26 protein-coding genes and 1 pseudogene are annotated in these 26,163 nt (G+C 72.6%); 21 read left to right on the top strand and 6 right to left on the bottom strand.

The annotated features are described in order from the left end of the window. The first annotated feature begins 288 nt into the window (after positions 1-288). The 5 genes and pseudogenes from OG948_RS10685 (at position 289) to OG948_RS10665 (ending at position 5,023) form a co-directional block, all read left to right on the top strand. Complete coding sequence (locus OG948_RS10685; RefSeq protein ID WP_406295741.1) at positions 289-756, top strand: TraR/DksA family transcriptional regulator; 468 nt, start codon at positions 289-291, stop codon at positions 754-756. A gap of 43 nt (positions 757-799) precedes the next feature. Continuing rightward, a pseudogene (lspA, locus tag OG948_RS10680) lies at positions 800-1,405 on the top strand (signal peptidase II); the annotation flags it as partial. A 290-nt stretch (positions 1,406-1,695) separates the two neighbouring features. Then, positions 1,696-2,640, top strand: coding sequence for an RluA family pseudouridine synthase (locus OG948_RS10675; protein WP_406295739.1), 945 nt, complete (start codon positions 1,696-1,698; stop codon positions 2,638-2,640). A 117-nt stretch (positions 2,641-2,757) separates the two neighbouring features. Further along, positions 2,758-4,347, top strand: coding sequence for a Na+/H+ antiporter (locus tag OG948_RS10670; protein ID WP_406295737.1), 1,590 nt, complete (start codon positions 2,758-2,760; stop codon positions 4,345-4,347). A 76-nt stretch (positions 4,348-4,423) separates the two neighbouring features. Then, positions 4,424-5,023 carry a dienelactone hydrolase family protein gene (locus tag OG948_RS10665; RefSeq protein ID WP_406295736.1) on the top strand — a complete coding sequence of 200 codons (600 nt, stop codon included), beginning with the start codon at positions 4,424-4,426 and terminating at the stop codon, positions 5,021-5,023. Here the strand turns inward: OG948_RS10665 and OG948_RS10660 are convergent. Then, entirely contained in the window at positions 4,927-6,171 is a 1,245-nt protein-coding gene (locus OG948_RS10660; protein ID WP_406300224.1) for a mechanosensitive ion channel family protein, read from the bottom strand. The genes OG948_RS10665 and OG948_RS10660 overlap by 97 nt on opposite strands. A 159-nt stretch (positions 6,172-6,330) precedes the next feature. Here OG948_RS10660 and OG948_RS10655 point away from each other — a divergent pair, with 159 nt between their 5' ends. The 4 genes from OG948_RS10655 (at position 6,331) to OG948_RS10640 (ending at position 9,702) form a co-directional block, all read left to right on the top strand. After that, positions 6,331-6,969 carry a hypothetical protein gene (locus tag OG948_RS10655; RefSeq protein WP_406295734.1) on the top strand — a complete coding sequence of 213 codons (639 nt, stop codon included), beginning with the start codon at positions 6,331-6,333 and terminating at the stop codon, positions 6,967-6,969. An 87-nt stretch (positions 6,970-7,056) separates the two neighbouring features. Then, positions 7,057-8,085: an ABC transporter ATP-binding protein gene (locus OG948_RS10650; RefSeq protein WP_395862458.1), complete on the top strand. Its 1,029-nt coding sequence runs from the start codon at positions 7,057-7,059 to the stop codon at positions 8,083-8,085. A 14-nt stretch (positions 8,086-8,099) separates the two neighbouring features. After that, positions 8,100-8,903, top strand: a complete 804-nt coding sequence (locus OG948_RS10645) for an ABC transporter permease (protein WP_406295732.1) — start codon at positions 8,100-8,102, stop codon at positions 8,901-8,903. A gap of 88 nt (positions 8,904-8,991) precedes the next feature. After that, a complete protein-coding gene (locus tag OG948_RS10640) occupies positions 8,992-9,702 on the top strand; it encodes a hypothetical protein (RefSeq protein WP_406295730.1) in 711 nt (236 codons plus the stop codon). Positions 9,703-9,764: 62 nt separating this feature from the next. Here OG948_RS10640 and ybaK read toward each other — a convergent pair whose 3' ends face one another. The 3 genes from ybaK to OG948_RS10625 are packed head-to-tail and all read right to left on the bottom strand — an operon-like array spanning position 9,765 to position 12,499. Beyond that, the gene (gene ybaK / locus OG948_RS10635) at positions 9,765-10,262 is read right to left on the bottom strand and encodes a Cys-tRNA(Pro) deacylase (protein WP_406295728.1); all 498 of its coding nucleotides are present in this window, start codon (positions 10,260-10,262) and stop codon (positions 9,765-9,767) included. Positions 10,263-10,282: 20 nt separating this feature from the next. Beyond that, the gene (locus OG948_RS10630; protein WP_406295727.1) at positions 10,283-10,969 is read right to left on the bottom strand and encodes an LON peptidase substrate-binding domain-containing protein; all 687 of its coding nucleotides are present in this window, start codon (positions 10,967-10,969) and stop codon (positions 10,283-10,285) included. Between the two features lie 39 nt (positions 10,970-11,008). Then, positions 11,009-12,499, bottom strand: a complete 1,491-nt coding sequence (locus OG948_RS10625; protein WP_406295725.1) for an oxidoreductase — start codon at positions 12,497-12,499, stop codon at positions 11,009-11,011. A 107-nt stretch (positions 12,500-12,606) separates the two neighbouring features. Here OG948_RS10625 and hisD point away from each other — a divergent pair, with 107 nt between their 5' ends. The 12 genes from hisD to OG948_RS10565 all read left to right on the top strand — a co-directional run bounded on the left by hisD (position 12,607) and on the right by OG948_RS10565 (position 22,364). Beyond that, complete coding sequence (hisD, locus tag OG948_RS10620; RefSeq protein WP_406295723.1) at positions 12,607-13,962, top strand: histidinol dehydrogenase; 1,356 nt, start codon at positions 12,607-12,609, stop codon at positions 13,960-13,962. Further along, positions 13,959-15,056: a histidinol-phosphate transaminase gene (locus tag OG948_RS10615; RefSeq protein WP_406295722.1), complete on the top strand. Its 1,098-nt coding sequence runs from the start codon at positions 13,959-13,961 to the stop codon at positions 15,054-15,056. Before hisD ends, OG948_RS10615 begins: the two co-directional genes overlap by 4 nt. Before the next feature lie 21 nt (positions 15,057-15,077). Beyond that, positions 15,078-15,674, top strand: coding sequence for an imidazoleglycerol-phosphate dehydratase HisB (gene hisB, locus OG948_RS10610; RefSeq protein WP_406295720.1), 597 nt, complete (start codon positions 15,078-15,080; stop codon positions 15,672-15,674). Continuing rightward, positions 15,671-15,826, top strand: a complete 156-nt coding sequence (locus OG948_RS10605; RefSeq protein WP_170222315.1) for a hypothetical protein — start codon at positions 15,671-15,673, stop codon at positions 15,824-15,826. Before hisB ends, OG948_RS10605 begins: the two co-directional genes overlap by 4 nt. A 4-nt stretch (positions 15,827-15,830) precedes the next feature. Then, positions 15,831-16,469, top strand: a complete 639-nt coding sequence (gene hisH, locus OG948_RS10600) for an imidazole glycerol phosphate synthase subunit HisH (protein ID WP_406295719.1) — start codon at positions 15,831-15,833, stop codon at positions 16,467-16,469. Positions 16,470-16,558: 89 nt separating this feature from the next. Next, positions 16,559-17,293 (top strand): bifunctional 1-(5-phosphoribosyl)-5-((5-phosphoribosylamino)methylideneamino)imidazole-4-carboxamide isomerase/phosphoribosylanthranilate isomerase PriA, encoded by a 735-nt coding sequence (gene priA, locus OG948_RS10595; RefSeq protein ID WP_395862477.1) that lies wholly within the window; start codon positions 16,559-16,561, stop codon positions 17,291-17,293. After that, entirely contained in the window at positions 17,290-17,718 is a 429-nt protein-coding gene (locus tag OG948_RS10590; protein WP_406295717.1) for a RidA family protein, read from the top strand. The genes priA and OG948_RS10590 overlap by 4 nt, the downstream gene beginning before the upstream one ends. Next, on the top strand, positions 17,715-18,476 hold the full coding sequence (hisF, locus tag OG948_RS10585; RefSeq protein ID WP_406295716.1) for an imidazole glycerol phosphate synthase subunit HisF: 762 nt from the start codon (positions 17,715-17,717) through the stop codon (positions 18,474-18,476). Before OG948_RS10590 ends, hisF begins: the two co-directional genes overlap by 4 nt. A 119-nt stretch (positions 18,477-18,595) precedes the next feature. After that, a complete protein-coding gene (locus OG948_RS10580; protein ID WP_406295714.1) occupies positions 18,596-19,162 on the top strand; it encodes a helix-turn-helix domain-containing protein in 567 nt (188 codons plus the stop codon). 96 nt (positions 19,163-19,258) lie between these two features. Next, entirely contained in the window at positions 19,259-20,485 is a 1,227-nt protein-coding gene (locus tag OG948_RS10575; RefSeq protein WP_406295712.1) for an MFS transporter, read from the top strand. Positions 20,486-20,627: 142 nt separating this feature from the next. Beyond that, positions 20,628-21,482, top strand: a complete 855-nt coding sequence (locus OG948_RS10570; RefSeq protein ID WP_406295710.1) for a septum formation family protein — start codon at positions 20,628-20,630, stop codon at positions 21,480-21,482. 36 nt (positions 21,483-21,518) lie between these two features. Next, positions 21,519-22,364: a septum formation family protein gene (locus OG948_RS10565; RefSeq protein WP_406295708.1), complete on the top strand. Its 846-nt coding sequence runs from the start codon at positions 21,519-21,521 to the stop codon at positions 22,362-22,364. A gap of 94 nt (positions 22,365-22,458) precedes the next feature. Here OG948_RS10565 and OG948_RS10560 read toward each other — a convergent pair whose 3' ends face one another. Both OG948_RS10560 and OG948_RS10555 read right to left on the bottom strand, forming a co-directional pair. Beyond that, positions 22,459-24,309 (bottom strand): ABC transporter ATP-binding protein, encoded by a 1,851-nt coding sequence (locus tag OG948_RS10560; RefSeq protein WP_406295706.1) that lies wholly within the window; start codon positions 24,307-24,309, stop codon positions 22,459-22,461. Continuing rightward, positions 24,306-26,123 (bottom strand): ABC transporter ATP-binding protein, encoded by a 1,818-nt coding sequence (locus tag OG948_RS10555; protein WP_406295704.1) that lies wholly within the window; start codon positions 26,121-26,123, stop codon positions 24,306-24,308. The genes OG948_RS10560 and OG948_RS10555 overlap by 4 nt, the downstream gene beginning before the upstream one ends. Positions 26,124-26,163: the final 40 nt, after the last annotated feature.

Genomic DNA, 26,163 nt, shown 5'->3' with positions numbered 1-26,163 from the left:
CTTCAGCCGCCCCCAGGTGCATAACGATCCGCTCGGGAACCGGTAACGAACGGGACACGTAGAAGAGGGATAAGCGTGGTTGCGTCTGGGCACAACCGATTTACGTCGCCGCCCCGGCGCAATCAGTGACGGGACGGCGCGTCCGGTTGTCCGGGGCGACCCATCCCTAAGCGAAACAAGGGGGCCGTGACCATGACGGATACAGAGAAGGCGACTGGCGGGCGGACGCGTCGTGCGACCACGACGGCGACGCCGCGAGCCTCGGTACGGGGAGGAACGGGACGCACCGTGAAGGCACCTGCACACGTGACCGCAACGGCCAGGACCACGCTGGCGACGCCGCCCGACGGGTTCCATGAGCCGACGGTCTACGTGGTGCGACCCGGCGAGGACCCGTGGGAGCACGCGGAACTGCGCGAGGTGCGCGAGGGGCTGATCGAGACCGCGCACGAGCTTCGGGCCGAGATCGCGGTCTCCGAGAACGGCATCGCCGATCTGCTGCGCGACTCCGGCGAGGGCGCGGGCGACGACCAGGCGGACACCGGGACCAAGAACTTCGAGCGCGAGCACGAGATGTCCCTGACCAACAACGCGCGTGGCATGCTGCTCCAGTCGGAGAAGGCGTTGCGCCGCCTGGCCGACGGCACGTACGGGGCCTGCGAGTCGTGTGGTTCGGCCATCGGCAAGGCACGCCTGCAGGCGTTCCCGCGTGCGACCCTGTGTGTGACCTGCAAACAGCGCGAAGAACGCCGGTAACCGCCCACGCGGCCGGCGGCGCGCCGAAGGACTGGAGCGAGCCATCGGCACCGGAGCGGAACGACGGGATGACGCGGAGTCGCAGGCCCTCGCACAGGAGCCGGACACCGGGGCGACCGAGAGCGGGGCGGGCGGCGAGGAGCCGACCGTGCCCGCCGGTTCGCGCACCCGTCGATACATCCTCGTCCTGCTCGGCGTGGCGACCTTCGCGTACGCCCTCGACCTGATCACCAAGCTGATCGTGGTGGCCAAGCTCGAGTACCACGCGCCGATCGACATCTTCGGCGACTGGCTCCAGTTCCGGGCCACCCGCAACGCGGGCGCGGCGTTCGGCATGGGGCAGGGTCTGACCATCGTGCTGACGGTGATCGCCGGCGCCGTGGTCGTGGTGATCCTGCGGCTCGCGCGCAAGCTGAACAGCCTGCCGTGGGCGATCGCGCTCGGCCTGCTGCTCGGCGGCGCGTTCGGCAACCTCACCGACCGGATCTTCCGGGCGCCCAGCGTGTTCGAGGGACACGTCGTGGACTTCATCGCGCCCAAGCACTTCGCGATCTTCAACCTGGCCGACTCGGCGATCGTGGTCGGCGGCTGCCTGATCGTGCTGCTGTCCTTCCTGGGCCTACAGCCGGACGGCACCCGGGAGGGCGACGAGAGGGACGACGCGGCAGGCGAGCCGGCGGACGGGGCGGCGGGCGAGGACGACGCCGCGGCCGAGTCGACCGCCGCCGGCGAGAGCTCGACCGCGGTCTCGGCCGAGACCGCGACCGACGCGTCGGCCGAGACCGTGAACGGCGCGAGCAGGGGCGTCGCCGACGCGCCGTCCGGTGCCACCAGGGCCGTCGTCGAGCCGGCCCGGGCGAAGTCCGCGCGGCCCGTCGACCCGGCCGGCGCCGACCACGCCGTCGAGTCCGGCCCGGATGCCGGGCATACTCGTATATCGTGACTGTCAATCCCGGCTCGCCCGAAATCCGTACTCTTCCCGTTCCCGATGGCCTCGAAGGCGAGCGGGTCGATGCCGCGCTCTCGCGGATGTTCGGCTTCTCGCGCACCAAGGCGGCCGAGCTGGCCGCCGCCGGGAAGGTGCAGCTCGACGGCCGGGCGGCGGGGAAGTCCGACCGCGTGAACGGCGGGGCCTGGATCGAGGTCGAGATGCCCGGGGCGCCCAGGCCCGTGCAACTCGTCGCCGAACCCGTGCCCGGCATGCGGATCGTGCACGACGACGACCACATCGTGGTGATCGACAAGCCGATCGGCGTCGCCGCGCACCCCAGCCCCGGCTGGACCGGCACCACCGTGGTCGGCGGCCTCGCCGCGGCCGGCTACCGGATCTCCACCTCCGGCGCGGCCGAGCGCCAGGGCGTCGTACACCGCCTGGACGTGGGCACCTCCGGCCTGATGGTGGTCGCCAAGTCCGAGCGCGCCTACACGCTGCTCAAGCAGCAGTTCCGCGACCGCACCGTGGACAAGCGCTACCACGCGCTGGTCCAGGGCCACCCGGACCCGCACACCGGCACCATCGACGCGCCGATCGACCGGCACCCGACCCACGACTACAAGTGGGCCGTGGTGATGGGCGGCAAGCCCAGCGTCACGCACTACGACACGATCGAGGCGTTCCGCGCCGCGAGCCTGCTGTCGATCAAGCTGGAGACCGGCCGCACCCACCAGATCCGGGTGCACATGGCGGCGCTGCGGCATCCGTGCGTGGGCGACCTGACCTACGGCGCGGACCCGACGCTGTCCAAGCGGCTGGGCCTGGAGCGGCAGTGGCTGCACGCGGTGAGCCTGGCCTTCGAGCACCCCGGCGACGGCACGTGGGTGCAGTACGAGAGCGGCTACCCCGCCGACCTGACCGCGACCCTGGAGCGGGTCACCGACCGCTGATCCCCCCTTCACCCCCGGGCCGACTCCCCGTGACACCGATGCCCGCGGATCGGTGAATCGGCGGAGATTCGGGGAACGCTCCAAGATCGAATCGCGGTCGATCGGTCTGGGGGCGGAGTGGGTCAGCTCACACTGCTGTTCCTGTTGATGTTCGGCACGGTCGTGGTCGTGCCGCTCGCGGGGCGACTGCGGCTGCCCTTCCCGGTGCTGCTCACCCTGTACGGCGTGCTGCTGGGCTGGCTGCCGTTCGTGCCGACCCTGCGGATCGACCCCGACCTGCTGTTGCCGCTGTTGTTGCCGCCGCTGCTCTACGCGGCGGCGCAGCGCTCCAGTTGGCGCGAATTCGCCGCCAACGCCCGCCCGATCCTGCTGCTCGCGGTCGCGCTCGTTCTGGTCACCACGGCGGCGGTGGCGGCGGTGGCGAACGCGATGGTGCCGGGACTGCCGTTCGCGGGCGCGGTCGCGCTGGGCGCGCTGGTGGCGCCACCGGACCCGGTGGCCGCCACGGCGGTGGCCGGGAGCCTGCGACTGCCCCGGCGCCTGGTGTCGATCCTGGAGGGCGAGGGGCTCTTCAACGACGTCACCTCGCTCGTGCTCTACCAGGTCGCGGTCGCGGCCGTGGTCGGCGGCACGTTCTCGCCGGCCGAGGCGGTGGGGATGTTCGCACTGTCCGCGGTGGTCGGCGTCGGGATCGGCTTCGCGGTCGGCCTGGCCGGTCGACTGCTGCTCGGCCGGCTCGACGAGCCCACCCTGCAGACCCTGCTCACCCTGCTGGTGCCGTTCCTGGCCTACGTGGTCGCCGACGAACTGCACGGCTCCGGCGTGCTCGCGGTCCTGACCACCGCGTTCTACCTGGGCTCGGTCGCCGAGGACGCGGACAACGTGGTCGGCCGGCTCACCGGGCGCTCGTTCTGGGAGGTCGTCGACCTGGTGGTCACCGGCGTCGCGTTCGGCGTGATCGGCCTGGAGATGTGGGAGATCTTCCACGACCTGCGCGGCGACCGGGTCCGGCTGTTCTGGGAGGCCGGCGCGGTGGTCCTGGTGCTGATCGTGGTCCGCGGGCTGTGGTTGTTCCCGGTCGCGGCGCTGGCCCGACGGCTGCACAACCGGCTGCCGACCACCGGCGAGACGCAGACCCCGGACCCGCGCGAGACCGTCGTGGTGTGGTGGGCCGGCATGCGCGGCGTGGTGACCATCGCGCTGGCGCTCGCGCTGCCGCTGACCACCGACGCCGGCGAGGCGTTCCCCGAGCGGCAGCGGCTGATCGCGATCGCGTTCTGCGTGATCGTGGTGACCCTGCTGCTCCAGGGGGTCAGCCTGCCCTGGCTGGTGCGCCGGCTCGGGGTCTCCGAGGAGGACGAGGCGGAGGGCCGCGAGGAACGCGCCATCGTGGCCGCGGCGACCAAGGCGGCGCTGGGCCGGTTGCGGGAACTGGACGAGGAGCGCGACCTCCCGGACGAGATGGTGCAGCGGTTGCGCGCCCGGCAGAAGGCGATGCTCGCCGAGCTCAGGCCGGAGGGCATGACCGAGGAGTTGGCCGACGCGGTCGTCGAACGCTCCCGACGGATCAAGCTGCTGCACGAGATCGAGGCGGAGATGACCGCCGCCGCGCGCCGCGAGGTGATCGCGGCCCGGGGCCGGCGCGGAGTGGACCCGGCCGCCGCCGACCGGGTGCTGCGCCGCCTGGACCTGCGCAGCATGCGCTGAACCCGGCGCCGGCGCCCGGTACCGTTGACGCTTTGTCCGATCGTTGCTCGCATCTTGTCCCCGGAAGGACCCCCACGTGGCCCGCATCGTGCTGTTCCACTCGGCCTATGGGCTGCGCCCCGCCGTACACGCCGCGGCCGAGCGGCTGCGCGCGGACGGGCACGAGGTGACCGTGCCCGACCTGTACGACGGGCGCCGCACCGAGTCGGTCGAGGAGGGCATGGAGATCAAGGACGAGATCGGCGCGGACGAGTTGATCCGCCGTGCCGTGAAGGTGGCCGCCGGGCTCGGTCCCGGGCTGGTCTACGCGGGCTTCTCGCTCGGCGCCTCGATCGCCCAGAACGCCGCGTTCGCGGACTCCTCGGCGGCCGGGCTGCTGATGTTCCACGGCACCTCCGACCTGCGCGAGGACGCCACGACCGAGGTTCCGGTGCAGTTGCACGTGGCCGAGCCGGACCCGTTCGAGACCGAGGACTGGCTCGGCACGTGGTACCTGGGCATGCGCCGGGCCGGCGCGGACGTGGAGATCCACCGCTACCGCGGCGCCGGCCACCTGTTCACCGATCCGGACCTGCCGGACTACGACCGCGAGGCCGCCTCGCGTGCCTGGGCGATCGCCTCGGACTTCCTCAGCGAGATCGACTCGGCCGCGGCCGCGGCGGCGGCCAACGACTGAGGCTTCTTGGCCAGGTCGACGTACTTGCGCGGGCCGGTCTGCGCGGGCACCTGCACGGCGGGCTGGGCCTTGGCGAAGCGTCCGTTGCCGCTGTACGGGCCGACCGCCTCGTTGCCCAGCGGCGCGGGCGCGGTGGCGATCCGGGGCAGTGCGTACGGGTGCTCGCAGCGCAGGTAGTCGAGCAGCTTCTCGCGCACCTCGCAGCGCAGCGTCCACAGGTCGTCGGAGTCGCGCGCGGTCACCACGGCGCGGACCAGGATCGTGGTCGGCGTGGTGTCGGTGACGTACAGGCTCCAGCCCTGGCCGTCCCACAGGCCGGTGTCCTTGAGGATGCGGTGCAGTTCCTCGCGCAGCTCGGCGACCGGCGCGGAGTGGTCCAGGTGCAGGAAGACGGTGCCGGTCATCCGGATGTCGGTGCGCGACCAGTTCTCGAACGGCCGGGAGGTGAAGTAGGAGACCGGCATGACGATCCGGCGCTGGTCCCACGTGTTCACCACCAGGTAGGTCAGGGTGATCTCCTCGATCGTGCCCATCTCCTGGTTGACCACGACCGAGTCGCCGATCCGGACCATGTCGCTGAAGGCGATCTGCAGTCCCGCGAACAGGTTGGCCAGCGCGCTCTGCGCGGCCAGACCGGCCACCACGCCGAGCAGACCGGCGGAGGCCAGCAGGCTGGTGCCGATGGTCTTCATGCCCGGGAAGGTCATGATCATCGCCGCGAAGGTGATGATGCCCACGATCGCCACGGCGGTCCGGCGGATCAACGCGATCTGGGTCTGGATCCGGCGTACCCGGCCGGTGTCCGTCGCGTTCGCCGCGTAGCGCTCGAACGAGGTGTTCACCAGCAGGGTGACCGCGTGCACGATCAGCCACGCGCACGCGGCGATCACCGTGAGGACCAGGATGTGCCGGATCATCCCGCGACTCTTGTCGGGCAGGGCCGCCGCGGGTTCGGCGAGCAGCAGGACCGAGGTGCCGAGCGTCGCCACGATCGACGCACGGCCGCGCCGCATCATCGACCAGAGGGGTCCTGTCAGCGGCTTGCGGGTCTGTACTTCGCGGGCCAGGCGAGCCATTCCCCAGGTCACCAGACCCGTGAAGGCGATCACCGAGACGAGCACGATCAAGGGGCGAAGTATGTGCCACACGTCCACGTCGAGAGCCTCCTAGGGGGCTTGTGGTCAAACCCGTACGGTACCCGAGCGGGCCGGGCTCACCCACGCGTCCGTCCCGCGCGCACCGGCCACCGCAGCCCGCGCGGGGCGCTAACGTGCGGGTCAGGCAGTGGACCGTACGGAGGACCCGCGATGTCCAAGTGGACCAGGATCGGCAAGGCCGGATTCGGCGCGGTGCGGCGCGGACAACGCTTTCGCAGCGCGTCCCGGGCGGCGGCGGAACGTTCCGCCGCCGGTGGTGCGACCGCGTTCGACCCGGACGTGGACACCCGGTTGACCCCGCGTCAGGCGGCGCTGCTGATCCGCTATCTGGCGGGCAAGGTGGTGCTGGGCCGGCTGGAGTTCGTGTTCCTGCTCAAGTACCTGCTGCTCGTGGCGGGCCTGCCGCTGCTGTTCCTGTTCCCGCCGGCGGGGATCGTGCTGCTGGTGCTGTTCGGCCTCGCCGCGCTGGTGCAGTGGGTGATCGCGCGCGGGATCGGCCGGCTCGCCGCCTTCCACCGCCTGGGCGCGGCGGAGAACGAGATGACCGACGCGGCGACGGTGTGGTGGCCCAACCTCAAACGGGAGGCCGAACGGGTGGGCCTGCCCAGCCGGCCGCTCGCGCTGCTCAAGGTGGCCGCCGCCCGGGTCGGCCGCCGCCTGGACCCGGAGCGCGAGGCCGCGTTCGCGGCGATCGACTGGCGTGCGGTGATCCCGCGCGAGCAGTGGCAGCGGGCCCGGGTGTTGCTCGCCAAGGAGGCGGGCGGCCGGGCGGGCGAGGGGACCGCGTAGAGTCGTCTCGTCGTGTGTCACCCGGCCGCGCACGCGACGCGGGTCGCACGCCATCTTCACCACCTTCAGGACGACGCGCGGGGTCGGATGTACAAGCTGCCCGGAACGGACGAGCGGAGCGTGACCATCCCCGGCGAGCGCGCGAGGGCCGAACCGTGCTTCACGGTGCGCGGGCTGACCAGGACATATCGCACCGGGCGTCGGAAGAGCCGGCACGTGCTGACCGCGAACGACGCGATCGACCTGGACGTGCGCCGCGGCGAGATCTTCGGCCTGCTCGGCCCCAACGGCGCGGGCAAGTCCACCCTGGTCCGCCAACTCACCGGCCTGCTGCGACCGGACACCGGCACGATCGACCTGCTCGGCCACGACCTGGTGCGCCGCCCCGAGATCGCCGCCCGGCTGGTCGCCTACCTCGGTCAAGAGTCCGGCGCGCTGGACGAGTTGACCGTCGCGCTGGCGATCGAGACCACCGCCCGGCTGCGCGCCCTGGACGCCGCGCGGGCCCGGGCCGAGCGGGACGCGGTGCTCGAGGAACTCGATCTGGGCGCGATCGCGGACCGACCGCTCAAGAAGCTCTCCGGCGGCCAGCGCCGACTCGCGTGCGTTGCCACCGCGCTGGTCGGCGCCCGCCCGGTGCTGGTCCTGGACGAGCCGACCACCGGCATGGACCCGGTCGCGCGCCGCGCGGTGTGGGCCGCGGTGGATCGCCGCCGGGCCGAACAGGGCGCCACCGTGCTCCTGGTGACGCACAACGTGATCGAGGCGGAGACGGTGCTGGACCGGGTCGCGGTGCTCGACGAGGGCCGGGTGATCGCGTGCGACACGCCCGGCGGACTCAAGGCCATGGTCGGCGACGAGGTGCGGCTCGATCTGGTCTGGCGGGCAGACCCGCCGATGGACGACCCGGCGGTGAGCATGCTCGCGCAGACCGCGGTGCGCACCGGCCGGCGCTGGAGCACCCGGATGGAGCCGGGGGTGGCCCGCGAACTGCTCGCCGGCGTCACCTCCGGGCCCGCGTTCGAGGCGCTCGACGACTTCACGCTGTCCACGCCGAGCCTGGAGGACGTCTACCTCGCGCTCGGCGGGCGCCACCAGGGACTGGTCAAGGGATGAGAGTGTCGACACCGGTGAGTGCAGCGAGCATCGAGGCCGTGCCGGCGAATCCGGCCGAGGCGGTGGTACCCGCCCCGGCCACGTCGCTCGGCGCGGGGCTGCTGACCGTCTACCGCGCGCAGTTGTCCCGGGTGCGGGTCTCCCGGGTCCCGCTGCTGTTCGTCGCGGTGTTCCAGTCGGTCGGCATCATGATCCTGATGCGCGGCGTGGTGGACACCGGCAGCGACAGCGCGCGCCAGGCGGTGGTGGCCGGCTCCAGTGTGCTCGTGGTCGCCTTCGTCGCGCTCAACCTGCTCGCCCAGCACTTCGGCAACCTGCGCGCGGCCAACGCGCTCGACTACTACCTGACCCTGCCGGTACGCCCGGCCGCGGTGGTGCTGGGTATCGCCGCCGCGTACGCGTCCTTCACGCTGCCCGGCACCGTGGTCACCGCCGTCATCGGCGCGCTGATGTTCCAACTGCCGCTGGCCAACCTGTGGGTGCTGCTCCTGGTCGTGCCGCTGTCCGGCGCGGCGCTGGCGGGCATCGGCGCGGTGCTCGGTCTGCTCGCGCCGCGTCCCGAACTGGCCACCCTGCTCGGCCAACTGGGCATGTCCGCCGCGCTCCTGCTCGGCGTGCTGCCCGAAGACCGGATGCCCGACGTGATCGTGCTCGCCCGCGATGTGCTGCCGTCCTCCTACGGCGTGGACGCGTTCATCGCCAGTTACGGCGACCCGGACTGGGCGGCGGTGGCGGGCAACCTCGCGGTGTGCGCGGCGGTCGGCGTGGTGATGCTCTCGTTGGCCACGTGGTCCTTCCGGCGCAGTACCCGCGCGTAGCGCTCCGGCCCTCGTCGCCCCGACCACCAGACACACCGCCGCGCGGGGTCGTCCCGCCGGCTCGATCCGCACATGGGACGCTGACCAGATGACGTCTGCCGGGGATTTCGCCCCCTACCCCTCGCCCGAGGGCGCGCATGTGGGCTTCGCGCCCGGGCCCGAGGCGCCCCCCACGCTGTGGCGGCGCTATCGCGCCGACGCGGTGGCGTTCGCCGTCGTGGTCGCGGCGTGCCTGGTCGTGGGTGCGATCGTGGGCCTGATCTGGGAGCAGATCACGCCGCGCGTACCGCTGCTCGCGACGCAGGAGGGGGTCTTCCAGACCTCACCGGAGACCGAGACCTCGATCGCGCTGGACGGCTGGTTCGCGGTGTGCGGCGTGATCGCGGGCATCGTGCTGGCGCCGCTCGCGTTCTGGCGCTTTCGCCGGCAGGGCGTGGCCACCGCGCTCGCGCTGACCGTCGGCGGGCTGGCCGGGTCCTATCTGGCGTTCAAGGTCGGCGTGCGGCTGGGGCCGGACGGGATCATGGAGCAGGTGCGGCGGATCGGGCTGGGCAAGCGGTTCGACCAGCCGCTCGACCTCAAGGCCAAGGGCGTGCTGCTGTTGTGGCCGATTGCGTCGATGGTGATCTTTCTGGGGCTGTCGGCGGGGTTCGCGCCGGCGGATCGGGAGGAGCCGGTGGCGGGTCCGGGGCCGTACGGGTGGCCGCCTTCTCCGCCGGGCGGCGGTTTCCCTTGGGCGCACACGGCTGCGCCTTCGCCGCCGGTGGATTTGACCAAGCGGGACTCGGACGAGGGCTGAAAATGCCCGGGGCCGGGGTTGGCCGCCCTGCTTTCAGCCCGGCCGGCGCTCGAGGCCACCCGTCAGGTTCGGCCCACGCTTGCGGTGGTTGCGGTGGTGAGGCGGATCAGGTCGGTGGGGGCCAGTTCGATTTCCAGGCCGCGGCGGCCGGCCGATACGTAGATCGTGGGGAGGGTGAGGGCGGAGTCGTCCAGCACGGTGGGGTGTCGGCGTTTTTGGCCCAGGGGGCTGATGCCGCCCAGTACGTAGCCGGTGGCCCGTTCGGCCGCGGCGGGGTCCGCCATCGCCGCGCGTTTGCCGCCGACCGCCGCCGCGAGCGCCTTGAGGTCGAGCCGGCCCGCCACCGGCACCACCGCGACCGTCAGCGCGCCGTCCACGTCCGCCAGCAGCGTCTTGAACACCCGCTCGGCCGGGACGCCGAGCACGGACGCGGCCTCCTCGCCGTAGGACGCCGCGTCCGGGGCGTGCTCGTACGCGTGCACCGTGAACGTGACGCCCTCGCGGGTCAGCGCCACCGTCGCCGGCGTGCCCTGTCCGCCCTTGGTCCTGCCCTTCGCCATGTCGGCGACCCCTCGATCGGTCAGTTGGGTTCGATGCTCTGCCGCAACAGCTCGACCGCCGGCAACGACGGCAGCCGGTCCAGCAGTGCCGCCTCCCGGCGCAGCAGCTCCACCTCGGCGGTCAGCCGGGCGGTCGCGTCCTCGGCTTCCAGGAGCCGCTGCTTGTCGTGCGGATCGAGCACCACCGCTGCGGCCACCAGGTAGGACAGCACCACCGGGTCGTCCGGCAACTCCGGCAGGCTCATCGGGGTGCGCTGCTGGGCCGAGAGCAACCGACGCTGGTACTCGGCGAACGCCCGGGTCGCGGCCAGACCGAGCACGTCGGCCCGCTCGCCGACCGGGTCCTCCAGGTACTCCACCTCGGCGTACAGGTACGGACCCGAGTCGTCCACGGACACCAGCCGGAACCGGGTCGCCCCGGTGGCCACCAGGTCGTAGCGGCCGTCCTCGTGCGTCTTGATCGTGGCGATCTCCGCCGTACAGCCCACCGGGTGCAGGACCTCGAGCGGATCGCCCTGGATGTCGCCCACCTCGCGCCCGGTACGCAGCGCGACCACCCCGAACCGCTGCTCCGCCTGGGGCAGCACCTCCAGGTCCCGGACCAGCGTGCGGTACCGCTCCTCGAAGATGTGCAGGGGCAGCACCAGACCCGGATAGAGCACCGAGTTGAGCGGGAAGAGCGGAAGCCGGTCGGTCACGGTGACCAAGAGTAGGGCCTGACCGCCGGACCGCGTCGATCATTGATCTCAGGCGCGATTGAGCACCCGTGTGGCGCCCGCCGCGGCGGCCCCGGCGAGCACCCAGCCGAGCAGGATGAGCGTGTACGCGAGCCACTGCCCGGCGCCGGTCGGCTTCCACGCGGCGTCCTGACCCAGGGTGACCACCGGCAGGAGCAGGTCCAGGGTGTACCAGAACGGGTTCCAGTGCGGCGCCTCGCCGGGCTTGAGCGGCGCGGGCGGGTCGGCCGCGAAGACCGCCGTACCGACCGCGATCAGCGCGATCAGCCAGCCGAGGGCGCGCGCGGGCCGGTAGCCGTAACCGATCGCGCCGTCCTGCACGTGGCCCCACAACCGGCCCGCCGGTCCCAGTCCGGCGCGCCGCCGGCGCTGCTTGGCCAGCAGCACGGTCCGCGCCACCTCGTCCTCGCCCGCCGCCCGGTACACGCCGGCGAGCTGGTCGTACGGCTGCGGGGTGTACTCCGGAGTGCCGCGCTCGACCCAGTCCACCCGCTGTTCCACGGTCATCGGCTGCTCGGCACGCAGCACCGAGTACCGGGTTCCGGACAGGTCCAGGTCCCCGGGCGCCGGCCAGGTGTTCGGCGCGTCGGTCAGCGTGCCGAAGGTCGCGTTGGCCAGCACGATCCGCCCGCGCGGCGGTTGCGCGAGGGCCATGTGCAGGCCCTCCGCGGCCACCCGCCACATGGTCAACACCTCGCCCGGCTCGGCGCACACCACCGCCCGACTGAGCACGATGCCGCCGCCCAGGCGCGCGTCGTTCATCCGGACCGAACCGCGCACCGCGAACCCCACGCTCAGGTGCAGCGAGTGCTCCACCCTGATCCGCCCGAGATCCATCGCCAACTCGCCCGGGCGGTCGACGGTCGAGCCGTACAGCGTCACCCGGCCCCCGAAGCGACCGCCGTACAGGCTCACCTGACCGGTGAAGTCCGTGTTGTCCATCGACGTGTCCGCGCCGACCTGGATGCCGTTGCCGTACAGCGCGCCGCCGTGCCGATCCGGCCCGATCACGCAGTCGTCGATCCGCAGGTCGTTGTCCACCCGCGCGTCCAGTATCCGCACGCCGCCCGCCACCTCGCAGGAGCGCAGCGACAGGTCGCCGTCCACCCGCATGTTGCGCCCCGACAGCGCGGCGAGCACGCAGTTGCGCAGGATGATCGTGCGGGTCGAGGCGACGTTCAGCACGATTTTGTCCTCGATTCGGCAGTCGATCAAGGAGAAGTACACGTCCAGGCGCGCGCCGCCCAACTCCAGCGCGCCCACGATCCGGGCCCCGCTCAGCCGCAGCGCCGCGGTGTGGCCGGGCTCGGCGTCCGGCGGCTGGAGCAGCAGCCGGGCGAGCACCCGGGCCCGGACGGTGCGGTCCGCGCCCCAGGCCGCGCCGGCGCGCGGGTCGTCGTCGGCCGGTACACCCGTGCTCAGATCCAGCCGCTCGCCGTGCCGGTACGCCTCCCACAGGCGCGCCTCGGTTGCGGTCAGATGTCCTGGCGGTGTGCTCATCCGTGGTCCCCCGACACTGGAAGGCTGCTGAGTGCCCCCATGATCGCGTGTCTCACTGTCCGACACGCGGGGACGTTCGATTGAGCACCGTCTCTACACTGGGGCAGGTGATCTCCCGTATCGACCTGCGCGGTCCCGCCTCGCGGGCTGTCCTGGACAGCCCCGCCGCACTGCGCGACGTGTTGCCCCGAGCCGAACTCGACGTCGAGGCGGCCCTGGAGAAGGTGCGCCCGATCTGCGAGGACGTGCGTCATCGCGGCGTCGAGGCGCTGGTGGAGATCACCGAGCGCTTCGACGGTGTGCGGCTGAGCGACATCCGGGTGCCCGCCGAGGCGATCGCCTCGGCGCTGGACACGCTCGCGCCCAAGGTGCGCGCGGCCTTGGAGGAGTCCATCCACCGGGCCCGGATCGTGCACCGCGAACAGCGCCGGCGGGACGTCACCGTGCAGGTGGTGGCCGGCGGCACGGTCACCGAGCGGTGGGTCCCGGTCGAGCGGGTCGGCCTGTACGTACCGGGCGGCAACGCCGTCTACCCGTCGTCGGTGATCATGAACGTGGTCCCCGCGCAGGAGGCCGGCGTCGCCTCGATGGCGATCGCCTCGCCGCCGCAGGCCGACTTCGGCGGCCTGCCGCACCCCACCATCCTGGCCGCGTGCGCGCTGCTCGGGGTGGACGAGGTGTACGCGGTCGGCGGCGCCCAGGCGGTGGCGATGTTCGCCTACGGCGCGGGCTCGTGCGCCCCGGTGCGCCTGGTCACCGGTCCCGGCAACATCTACGTCGCCGCCGCCAAGCGGCTGCTCAAGGGCCGGATCGGGATCGACGCGGAGGCCGGTCCGACCGAGATCGCCGTGCTCGCCGACGACACGGCGGACGCCGGGCACGTCGCGGCGGACCTGATCAGCCAGGCCGAGCACGACACGCTGGCCGCGTCGATCCTGGTCACCGACTCCGAGTCGCTGGCCGACGCGGTGGTCGAGGAGCTCAAGGTGCGGGTGGACGCCACCAGGCACCGCGAGCGGGTCACCGAGGCGCTGGCCGGCCGGCAGTCCGGCATCGTGCTGGTCGACTCGGTGGACGACGGCCTGCGGGTGGTGGACGCGTACGGCGCCGAGCACCTGGAGATCCAGACCGCGGACGCGGCCGACGTCGCGGCCCGGGTGCACAACGCGGGGGCGATCTTCGTCGGCGCGTTCGCGCCGGTCTCGCTCGGCGACTACTGCGCCGGGTCCAACCACGTGCTGCCCACCGGTGGCTGCGCGTGCCACTCCTCGGGCCTGTCGGTGCAGTCCTTCCTGCGCGGCATCCACGTCGTGGACTACTCGCGCGCGGCGCTGGCCGACGTCGCCGAGCACGTGAGCGTGCTCGCCGACGCGGAGGATCTGCCCGCGCACGGCGCGGCGGTGCGGGCCCGGTTCGCGGCCGGCGAGGTGGCCGGGCTCGTGGCGTGGGAGGAGGGCCGGTGACCGACCTGGACAGCCTGCCGATCCGCGACGAACTGCGCGGTCAGTCGCCGTACGGCGCCCCGCAGTTGGACGTCGCGGTCCGGCTCAACACGAACGAGAACCCGTATCCGCTGCCGGACGCCCTGGTGGCCCGGATCGCCGAGCGGGTCGCCGTCGCCGCGCGCGGCCTGAACCGCTACCCGGATCGGGACGCGGTCGAGCTGCGCACCGCGCTCGCGTCCTACCTGACCCGGACCGGCGGCCACCCGCTGAGCCCCGCCCAGGTGTGGGCGGCCAACGGCTCCAACGAGGTGATCCAACAACTGCTCCAGGCCTTCGGCGGCCCCGGGCGCACCGCGCTGGGCTTCGACCCGTCCTACTCGATGCACGCGCTGATCGCGCGCGGCACCGGCACCGGGTGGATCTCCGGCTCGCGTGACGCGGACTACCGGATCGACCTGGAACACGCGCTGGCGCAGATCGCCGAACACCGCCCGAACGTGGTGTTCCTGTGTTCGCCGAACAACCCGACCGGCACCGCGCTGGCCGGCGAGGTGGTCGAGAAGGTGTACGACGCCGCGCAGGCCGCGCGGCCCTCGCTGGTGATCGTGGACGAGGCGTACGTCGAGTTCGCGCACACCGAGTCGCTGCTGCCGCTGTTGGCGGGCCGGCCGCACCTGGTGGTGACCCGGACCATGTCCAAGGCGTTCGGCGCGGCCGGCCTGCGCCTGGGCTACCTCGCGGCGGACGCCGCCGTGGTCGACGCGGTCCAGCTCGTCCGGCTGCCGTACCACCTCTCGGCGGTCAACCAGGCCACCGCGCTGGCCTGTCTGGAGTTCGAGGACACGCTGCTGGGCTACGTCCGCGAACTCAAGGAGCAGCGCGACCGGCTGGTCGTCGAACTGCGCGCGCTGGGCTGCGAGGTGACCGCCTCGGACGCCAACTTCGTTCAGTTCGGCCGATTCGAGGACCCGCACGCGGTCTGGGCGCGGATCCTCGAACACGGGGTCCTGGTCCGCGACAACGGGGTCCCCGGCATGCTGCGTGTGAGCGCCGGCACGGACGCCGAGAACACGGCCTTCCTGGACGCGATGCGCCGCGTCCTGAAGGACTGAGAGAGAGTCGGAATCACCGCCATGGCAAGAATCGGTCGCGTCGAACGCGCCACCAAGGAAACCTCCGTCGAGGTCGGGATCGATCTGGACGGCTCGGGGAAGGTCGACGTCGCGACCGGCGTCGGCTTCTTCGACCACATGCTCGATCAGCTCGGCAAGCACGGCCTGTTCGACCTGACCGTCAAGACCCGCGGCGACCTGCACATCGACGCGCACCACACGATCGAGGACACCGCGCTCGCGCTCGGCGCCGCGTTCCGCCAGGCGCTCGGCGACAAGAAGGGCATCCGCCGGTTCGCCGACGCGTCGGTGCCGCTGGACGAGGCGCTCGCGCAAGTCACCGTGGACCTCTCCGGCCGGCCGTACCTGGTGCACTCGGAGCCGGAGAACATCGCGCCGATGATCGGCCCGGACTACGACACCACGCTGACCCGGCACATCCTGGAGTCGTTCGTCGCCCAGGCGCAGATCTGCCTGCACGTGCACGTGCCGTACGGGCGCAACGCGCACCACATCGTCGAGGCGCAGTTCAAGGCGCTGGCCCGGGCGCTGTCCGACGCGTGCGTGCTCGACCCGCGCCGGGCCGGCGTGATCCCCTCCACCAAGGGCGCGCTGTGAGCACCGGCGCGATGGTCCTGATCGTCTTCGGGCTGTTCCTGGTCGGCGGATGCATCTCGTTCGTCAAGCAGGGCCTGCCCAAGAGTGTGATCGCCCTGCTCGCCGTCGGCGCGTTCTTCTCGATCGCGGCCGGCGTCCTGAAGATCGGATAGCCGCGTGCCCAAGAAGGTCATCGTCCTGGACTACGGCTTCGGGAACGTGCGTTCGGCCGAGCGGGCGCTCGCGCACGCGGGCGCCGACGTGGAGATCAGCGCCGACCACAAGGCGGCGCTGAACGCCGACGGGCTGCTCGTGCCCGGCGTGGGCGCGTTCGCCGCGTGCATGGAGGGCCTCAAGTCGGTCCGCGGCGACACCATCGTGGACAAGCGACTCGCCGGTGGCCGGCCGGTGCTGGGCATCTGCGTCGGGATGCAGATCCTGTTCGCGCGCGGCGTCGAGCACGGCGTGGCCACCGAGGGCTGCGCGCAGTGGCCCGGCACGGTCGAGCGCCTCGCCGCCCCGGTGGTGCCGCACATGGGCTGGAACACCGTCGAGGCGCCCGCGGACAGCGTGCTCTTCCGCGATGTCACGCCGGACACGCGGTACTACTTCGTGCACTCCTACGCGGTGCGCACGTGGGAGATGCCGGTGGTCCAGGACGGGCCGCACATCCCGCCGGACGTCACCTGGAGCACGCACGGCACGCCGTTCGTGGCCGCCGTCGAGAACGGTGCGCTCAGCGCCACCCAGTTCCACCCGGAGAAGTCCGGCGAGGCCGGCGCGCAACTGCTGCGCAACTGGCTCGCGACCCTGTAGGCCCGCTCTTTCGCAGTCCCCGCCGTGCCGTGTTCGCGCCGCGCCCCTGAACGCATCGTCCGTACGAACTGTTGAGGATCCCCACCGTCATGACCCAGACCCACCGCCTCGAACTGCTGCCCGCCGTCGACGTCGCCGACGGCCAGGCCGTCCGCCTGGTCAAGGGCGAGGCCGGGTCGGAGACCTCCTACGGCGACCCGTTGACCGCCGCGCTGGCCTGGCAGAGCGCCGGCGCCGAGTGGATCCACCTGGTCGACCTGGACGCCGCGTTCGGCAAGGGCAGCAACCGCGAGCTGCTCGCCGACGTGGTCGGCCGGCTCGACGTCCAGGTCGAGCTGTCCGGCGGCATCCGCGACGACGCGTCGCTGGAGGCGGCGCTGTCCACCGGCTGCCGGCGGGTCAACCTGGGCACCGCCGCGCTCGAGACGCCGGACTGGGTGCGCTCGGCGATCGCCCGGCACGGGGACCGGATCGCGGTCGGCCTGGACGTGCGCGGCACCACGCTGGCCGGTCGCGGCTGGACCCGCGAGGGCGGCGAGCTGTTCGAGACGCTGGCCCGCCTGGACGCGGACGGCTGCGCGCGCTACGTGGTCACCGACGTGAACAAGGACGGCACCCTGACCGGCCCGAACCTGCAACTCCTCAAGGACGTGTGCGCGGCCACGGACCGCCCGGTGGTGGCCTCGGGCGGGGTGTCCTCGTTGGCGGATCTGCGCGCCATCGCCGAACTGGTGCCGCTGGGTGTGGAAGGCTCGATCGTCGGCAAGGCGCTGTACGCCCAGGCGTTCACCCTCGAAGAGGCGTTGGAGGCGGTGTCCCGGTGACGGGCAGTGACAATTCGGGCAGTGACAACTCGGGCAATATCGAGCGGTATTCGTCCGGCGGGCGGTGGGAGGAGACCTTCGGGTACTCGCGCGCCGTCGCGGTCGGCGACTACGTGCACGTGTCGGGCTGCACCGCGGTCGTCGAGGGCAACCTCGCGCACGAGGGCGACCCGCACCACCAGACGCTCGCGGCGTTCGCGATCGCGCTGGACGCGCTGGCGCACTTCGGGCTCGGCGCCGCGGACGTGGTGCGCACCCGGATGTTCATCACCCACGCCCGCGACTCGGACGACGTGGGCCGCGCGCACGGCGAGCTGTTCGGCGAGACCCGGCCCGCCGCGACGATGGTGGTGGTGGCCGGACTGATCGACTCGCGGATGCTGGTCGAGGTCGAGGTGGACGCGTACCGGGGGAGGGCCTCGTGACGTTGGCCGTACGGGTGATCCCGTGTCTGGACGTGGACGCCGGCCGGGTGGTCAAGGGCGTCAACTTCCAAAACCTGCGGGACGCGGGCGACCCGGTCGAGATGGCCCGGGTGTACGACGCCGAGGGCGCGGACGAACTGGTCTTCCTCGACATCACCGCGTCCTCGGGCAACCGGGAGACCACGTACGACGTGGTGCGGCGCACCGCCGAGCAGGTGTTCATCCCGCTCACCGTCGGCGGCGGGGTGCGCGCGGTCGAGGACGTGGACAAGCTGCTGCGGGCGGGCGCGGACAAGGTGGGCGTGAACACCGCGGCCATCCAACGGCCCGAGCTGATCGCCGAGATCGCGGACCGGTTCGGTTCGCAGGTGCTGGTGCTCTCGGTGGACGCGCGGCGGCGCCGGGACGGTACGCCGGGCTTCGAGGTGACCACGCACGGCGGGCGCACCGGCACCGGCATCGACGCGGTGGGGTGGGCCGCGAAGGCGACCGAGCTCGGCGCGGGCGAGATCCTGCTCAACTCGATGGACGCGGACGGCACCAAGGACGGCTACGACCTGGAGTTGACCCGACTGGTCCGGGCCGAGGTGGGCATCCCGGTGATCGCCTCCGGCGGCGCGGGCGCGCTGGAGCACTTCGCGCCGGCCGTGGACGCGGGCGCGGACGCGGTGCTCGCGGCGAGCGTGTTCCACTTCGGCCTGTTGCGGATCCCGCAGGTCAAGGACGTGCTGCGGGCGACGGGCCACTCGGTCCGCTGAGCGCGCGTACGCCACGAGGAGCCGACCGCACACGCGGTCGGCTTTTTCGTGGGCGAATACGAAGGGGTTATTTCGAAAGATCCATTGCGAAAATATTCCTTCGGATCTACGGTGGGCTCATGAGCGAGCAGCCGCCGGCGCGCCGGATGATCAAGGACGTACAGACCCTCAAGGTGTTCACCCACCCGCTGCGGATCAGCCTGCTGCGGATGTTGCACGCCGGCGGTCCGGCCACCGCGTCGATGCTGGCCAAGCGGGTGGACGCGACGCCGGCGCTGGTCAGCTACCACGTGCGCACGCTGGCCGGCCACGGCTTCGTGGTCGAGGACCCCGAGCACGCCGAGGACGGACGCGAGCGCTGGTGGAAGGTGGTCGAGGACCTCACCTTCTCGTTCGGCGACTTCGCCGAGGACCGGGTCGGCCGGGACCTGTCCGCGAGCATCGCGCGGGTGCTGGGCTCGCAGTCCGAGGACCGCTACCGGCGCTTCCTGGACGAGATGCAGGCGTGGGGGGCGGAGTGGGCCGGCGCGGCCTTCAGCGGCGCCCCCACGCTCCGGCTGACCGCCGCCGAACTGCGCGAACTCGCGGGCGCCATCCAGGACCTCGTGGACGGCTACCGCGACCGTGAGACACCCGGCGCGGAACACGTGGAGATCTACTACCGCGGTTTTCCCTACCGCCTGTGATCCGCGGACGGGGCGGGAGCCCGCGGACCCCGCCCGGCACGCGCCCTCGGCGCCGCACGCACCGCACGCACCGCACACACCGGAACGGGGACGACCATGGCCATCACCGGGATCGCCGGCGCGACACCGCGGCTCGCCCATCGCGACCCGCGTGTACTGGCCTGGCTCGGCGCCTACATCGCGTCGCTGATCGGCGATCAGATCTGGTTCCTGGCGCTGTCCTGGACGGCGGTGCGCAGCGGCGACGCGACGCAGACCGGGTGGGTGCTGGCCGCCGGGTCGCTGCCCCGAGCCCTGCTGATGTTGCCCGGCGGGGCGATCGCGGACCGGTACGGACCGCGCCGGGTGGTCCTCGGCAGCGACCTGGTGCGCTGCGCGGTGATGCTGGTCGCCGCGCTCGCGGTGCTCGCGAGCAGCCCCGGGATCGGGCTGCTGGTGGTGATCGCGCTGCTGTTCGGCGCGGTGGACGCGTTGTTCATGCCCGCCGTCGGCGCGTTGCCGGCGCGGTTGACCACGCGTACGCAACTGGTCCGGGTGCAGGGCATGCGCTCGTTGTCCCAGCGGGTGGCCACCGTGGTGTCCGCGCCGATCGGCGGCGCGACGCTGGCCTGGGGCGGCGCGCAGGCGGCGTTCACGCTGAACGCGGCGCTGTTCGCGCTCTCCCTCGCGCTGCTGTGGCGGCTTCGCCCGGGACCCGCGCCCGAGGCGGAACCGGGACAGGAGGAGCCGGAGTTGGGCCTGCGCGCGGGCCTGCGGTACGTGGCCCGGCATCGGGTGCTGGGGCCGCTGCTGGCGGTCACCGCGCTGATGGAGTTGGGCTTCACCATCCCGATGAACATCGGCATCGTGCTGCTCGCCGACGACGCGGGCTGGGGGCCGGGCGGGATGGGCGTGGTGCTGGGCACGTGGGGGATCGGCGCGGCGATCGGCGCGCTGGCACTGACCGTCGCGGGCCGGGTGCCGCGCCCGGCGCTCGTGTTGCCGGTGGGGATGGTCGTGATGGCCGCGAGCCTGGTCGGCCTAGGCTACGCGCCCGGCCTGGGGGCGGGCGTGGCGTGCGCGGCGGCGCTGGGCGTGGGCACCGGTGTGGTCGGCGGCGCCGGGAGCGCCCTGGTGCAGACCACGTGCGCGCCCGGCGCGCTGGGCCGGGTGACCGCGCTCCAGATGTTGTTCGGGGTCGGTCTGATCCCGCTGCTGTACCCCGTCGGCGGCATGCTCGCGTCGGCCCACGGCCCCTCGGTCGTGTTCGCCGCCGGTGGCGGCGCGATGCTCCTGGGGGTGCTCCTGGCGCTCGCGAGCGGAGCGTTTCGCCGCCGCCCGTGAGGCGTCGCCGGCGCGGACTCCGGTCGGCAGACGCGGAATCGGGTCACGGAAGGATTCCGGTCCCACAACGATCATCTGACCCGGAGTCAAGTAGTTGGGCCCGGCCGAGCGGTGGGTTCACCCGATCGGGCAGGCTAGGCACATGACGATGCCGCCATCACCCGGACAGGGTGGCTACCCCGGCTACGGGCAGCAACCCGGCCAGGGTTATCCGAGCAACCAGCCGTACCCCGGGCAGCAGTACCCACAGGGTGGGCAGCAGTATCCGCCGCCGCAAAACCCGTACGGCGGCGCGCCGCAGTATCCGGGGGCCGGCGGCGGACCGCAGTACCCCGGAAACTACGGGGGCGGGGGCTACGGCGGCGGCATGCCGCCCGGCCCCAACCAGGGCGGCTCCGGCAAGGGCCCGCTGATCGCCGTGGTGATCGCCGCGATCGTCGTGGTCGGTGGCATCATCGCCACGCTGGTCGTGGTGCTGGGTGGGGACGACAAGAAGGACGACAAGGCCGGGCCCACGAACAGCGCGACCACCTCGTCCAGTTCCCAGCCGACGAGCAGCACGAGCGCGCCGAGCACCCCCACCGGCCGCCCGACCACCAGCCGCCCGACCCCGCCGCGGACCACGTCCGGCACGTCCGACCCGGACCTGCCCTCGGAGGTCCGGTACGTGGACCTGTCCAAGGGCGACTGCGTCACCCTGGACGCCACGTCGGGCACCATCGACAAGACGTCCTGCACCAGCACGCACACCGGCGAGGTCTTCCTGACCTACGAGCTGACCGGCAGCACCTACCCGGGTGAGGCGTCGATCACCGACCAGACCGAGTCGAAGTGCACGCCCGCGATGAGCACGGCGCTCAGCGGCCGGTCCGACGCTTCGCAGTTCACCTTCACCTACACCTTCCCCAAGCAGCCGGGGTGGGACATCGGTCGCCGCAAGGTGACCTGCATCGCGAAGTACAAGTCGGGGCAGACACTCACCAAGCCACTGCGCTGACCCGAGCGCCCGGCCCTTGGGGGAGGGATCGACGTGATGAGCACTCCCGGCGGATATCCGGGCGGCAACCACGGTTCCGGCGGCTACGGCGGGGGTGGGTACGGCGGCGGTGCGGGCGGCTATCCCGGCGGCCCCGCGGGCCCGCCGCCCACGAACCCGCCGCCGCCCTACGACGGTCCGACGATCGGCGGCCCTCCCTACGGTGGCGGCCCTCCGTACGGTGGTGGCGGCCCACCGTACGGAGGTGGCCCGCCCTACGGCCCCGGCGGCCCCTCCGGCGGGCGGGGCGGCGGGCGCGTGGTGGCGATCGTGGTGGTCGTCGCGCTGGTGATCGCCGGCGGCGTGATCGCCCTGGTGCTGAGCCTGGGCGGGGACGACGACAAGGGCGACGAGGCCGGCCCGGCGGACAGCGCGACCGGGCGCACGAGCGCGCCGGCGAGCACGCCGCCGCCCACGGACACCCCGGAGCCGCCGTCGAGCGAGCCGCCGAGCACCCGGGCCGTCACGCCCCAGGCGACCAACTCCAACGGCAGCGTCGCGGTCAAGAAGGTCCCGCTCAGCCCGGGCGACTGCATCGCGTTCGCGGCCGTCGGCACGGACGTGGACAAGGTCGCCTGCACGGCGCCGCACGACGGGCAGCACGTCCAGAACGTCGCGCTGCCGGACGGCACCTGGCCCGGCGACGCGGCGATGGACACCCAGGCGTCCGCGGTGTGCAAGCCGATCGCCGAACCCGTGATCGCCCGGCAGCCCGAGGCGGAGCAGTTGACCTGGCTCTACATCTACCCGAAGGAATCGGGCTGGATCAGCGGCGACCGCGAGGTGCAGTGCCTGGTGTCCTACGTGGACGAGACCAAGAAGCTGACGGCGCCCCTGCGCTAGGACCGCAGGGGACCGCGAGCGGACCCGAGGGCCGGACGGGGCCGCACGGCCCGTCCGGCCCTCGGGAGCGACCGGTCGAAGACCGGGCTCGGCTTCAGCGCGGCGTCTTCTGCTGCGCCGTCCACGAGGCGTGCAGCCGCGAGTAGATCCCGCCGGCCCCGACCAGGCGGGTGTGCGGCCCGCGTTCGACCAGCTTGCCCGCGTCGAACACGAGCACCTCGTCGGCCGATTCGGCGGTGGACATCCGGTGTGCGATGAACACCGCGGTGCGACCCCGGGTCAGCCCGTCCAGGGCCCGCCCGATCCGTACCTCGGTGGCCGGGTCCACGGCCGACGTCGCCTCGTCCAGGACCAGCAGGTCGGGATCGGCGATGTAGGCCCGCACGAGCGCGACCAGTTGCCGCTCGCCCGCCGACAACGACTCGCCGCGCTGACCCACCGGGGTGTCCAGGCCGGCGGCCAGCCCGGCGAGCCAATCGGCCAGCCCCAGGTCGGTGAACGCGGTGCGGATGGCCGCGTCGTCCGCGTCCGGCCGGCCGTACCGCACGTTCTCGCGCAGCGTGGCGTCGAACAGGAAGCCCTCCTGCGGCACCATCACCACCCGGGCGCGCAGCGACGAGAAGCGCACCCGGGGCAGTTCGACGCCGTCCAGCAGCACCTGACCCTCGTCCGGGTCGACGAGGCGGGTGAGCAGCTTGGCGAACGTGGTCTTGCCCGAGCCGGTCTCGCCGACCACCGCGATCCTCGTCCTGGGCGCGAGCGTGACGTCCACGTCGTGCAGGATCCGCGGCCCGCCCGGATACCCGTACGAGACGTGCTCGAAGGCGACCTCGACCGGGCCGCGCGGGAGTTCCTCGCCCGCGTCGCCCGGGTCGGCGATGTCCGGCTCCGCGTCCAGCACCTCCAGCACCCGGCGCCAGCCCGCGAGCGCGTTCTGCGCCTCGTTGAGGATCTCCACGCCCATCTGCACCGGGCCCACGAACAGGGTGACCAGGAACAGGAAGGCGACCAGTTCGCCGACGCTGAGCTGCCCGTCGATGCCCAGCCACACACCCACCACCACCACGAGGCCGTTGGCCAGACCGACCACGAACTCGCCCATCGGGAAGGTCAACGCGACGAACAACTGGGCGCGGGTCTGCGCGTCCCGGTGCGCGTCCACCGACGCGTCGATCCGGCGCGCGGTGCGGTCCTCGATGCCGTGCGCGCGCACGATCGCGGCGCCCACCACCGGCTCCGCGATCGCGCCGAGCATCCGGCCCATCGCCACCCGCACGTGCGAATAGGCGGCGGCGATGCGCTTCTGCACCGCGCGCATGAAGAAGTACAGCGGCGCGAAGCACACCCACACGAGCAGCGTGAGCTGCCACGAGTAGACGAACATCAGCACCGTCACCAGCGCGATCTGCCCGACGCTGACGATCAGCAGCAGACCGCCGAACTGGATGAAGCGGCTGATCGTGTCCACGTCGCCGGTCACCCGCGAGACCAGCGAGCCGCGCTTCTCGGACTGCTGGTGCAGCGTGGACAGGTCGTGGATGTGCCGGAAGGCGGCCACCCGCAGGGTGGACAACCCGCGCTCGCTGGTGCGGTACAGGCGCACGTTCATCGCGTACGCGGACACCGCGGTGACCACCACCGCCAGCGCCGCGAGCGCGGCCATCGTGCGCACCACGGTCAGGTCCGGGCCGGCGTCGGCGCGCAGGCCCCGGTCGATGGTCTGCTGGACGGCCAGCGGCACCACGATCCGGCCGGCCGTGCCCACCACGGCCAGCAACAGCGTGACGATCCAGCCCTCGGTGAACTCCGGGGTCAACCGCAGGCCCCGGCGCAGCACGCTCCACCCGGACTCGGTCGGTCGGGTTGACGCGGGGTCGGCGCCGATCCGCGACGCGGCCTTCGGCTCGGGTTCGGGCGCCTTGGCCGGGACGGTGGCGATACTCATGAAGCCGTGGCCTCCTCGGCCTCGCTGACGTCGATGTCGAGATCCTCGTCCGCGCCCTCGCGCGCGGCGCGCTCGTACGCGTTGACCAGTCGGCGGTAGCCCACCGAGCGGTCCAGCAACTCGTGGTGCGGGCCGCGGTCGAGCACCCGGCCGCCCTCGACGTAGATCACCTCGTCGGCGAGCGCGATGGTGGCCTTGCGGTAGGCGACCACGACCACCGTGGCGGGCCCCGCGTCGCGCAGCCCGTGCAGGATGGCCGCCTCCACCCGCGGGTCCACCGCCGAGGTGGCGTCGTCCAGGACCAACAGGCGCGGGCGCCGCACCAGCGCCCGGGCCAGCGCGATGCGCTGGCGCTGGCCGCCGGAGAGGGTGGTCCCGCGCTCGCCCACCTGGGTGTCCAGGCCCTCGGGCAGCGCGGTGACGAAGTCGGCCTGGGCGATCCGCAGCGCCTCGTGCACCGCCGCGTCGTCCAGGTCCAGGCCCAGGGTGATGTTGTCGCGCACGCTGTCGTCGAACAGGAACGCCTGCTGCGGCACCAGCGCCGCGGTGGCCGCGATCCCGCCGCGCCGATAGTCGCGCAGGTCGGTGCCGTCCAGCAGGATCCCGCCGTCGACCGGGTCGACCAGGCGCACCAGGAGCGAGACCAGCGTGGACTTGCCGGACCCGGTCGGGCCGACGATCGCGATGGTGCGCCCGGGCTCGACGTCGAAGGCCACGTCGTGCAGCACGTCGGTGTCGTCGCTGTAGCCGAAGCGCACCTCGCGGGCTTGCAGGCGGGCCGGACCGGCCGAGGCGTCGCCGCCCTCGATCGGCCCGTAGGCGTGCTCGCCCTCGGCCTCCAGCACCCCCTTGACCCGGTCGAAGCCGACCACCGAGCGCGGCATGTCGCCCAGCAACCAGCCGATCGCCCGGACCGGGAAGGCCAGCAGGGTGAACAGGTAGGCCACCTGGACCAGGTCGCCGGGGGCCAGGTCCCCGTGCGAGACCCGCACCGTGCCGACCACCAGGACCAGCAGCACACCGAAGCTGGGCAGCGCCTCCAGGATCGGGTCGAACAGCGCCCGCACCCGGCCCACCGCGATGTTCGCGTCGGCCAACTCGCGCGACGCGGCGGCGAAGCGGGTGGTCTCCTCGGTCTCGCGGCCCAGCGTCTTGACCACCAGCGCGCCGTCGAAGCTCTCGTGCGCGATCTCGGCGACGTCGGCGCGCAACTCCTGCGCGCGCATCGCCAGCGGGCCCTGCCTGCGCTGATAGATCACGTTCAGCAGGGCGATCGCCGGGAAGATCACGAAGCCGACCAGCGCGAGCGCCCAGTCCGTGAGCACCATCGAGATCGCCGCGACGAACAACATCACCACCACGCCGGTGGCCATCGGCAGCGGCGCGACCGGATTCCAGGCCGCCTCGACGTCGGCGTTCGCGTTGGAGAGCAGCGTCCCGGTGGGGTGGCGGTGGTGCCACGCGAGCGGCAGCCGCAGGTACTGCCGGGTGACCCGGCGCCGGTAGGTGGCCTGGAGGCGGTACTGCATCACGCCCGCCCACAGGCGGCGCCCGATCACGCCGAACGCCTTGAGCAGCGCGATGCCGAAGACCGCCGCGAACGCGCCGATCAGCGCACCGGCCGTGGTCCGTCCGTCTCGGAACGCGGGAATGATCACCTCGTCGGTGACCCGGCCCAGCACCAGGGCCGAGCCGACCGTCATCACGCCGTACACCGCGCTCGCGCCCACCGCGGCGGCGAAGATCCGCGGTTCCTCGCGGATCGCCACGCCGATGACGCGCAGTCCTTGTCGCAGCACGACCTTGTCCGCCACGGGGCTCACTTTCACGGGAATCCGGCCGCCGCGAACGGGG

Origin of the sequence: Embleya sp. NBC_00888 (assembly GCF_045207655.1) — a bacterium.
Lineage (GTDB): Bacteria > Actinomycetota > Actinomycetes > Streptomycetales > Streptomycetaceae > Embleya.
The sequence above is the reverse complement of the archived record's forward strand: the minus strand, read 5'-3'. Positions and strand labels throughout refer to the sequence as shown.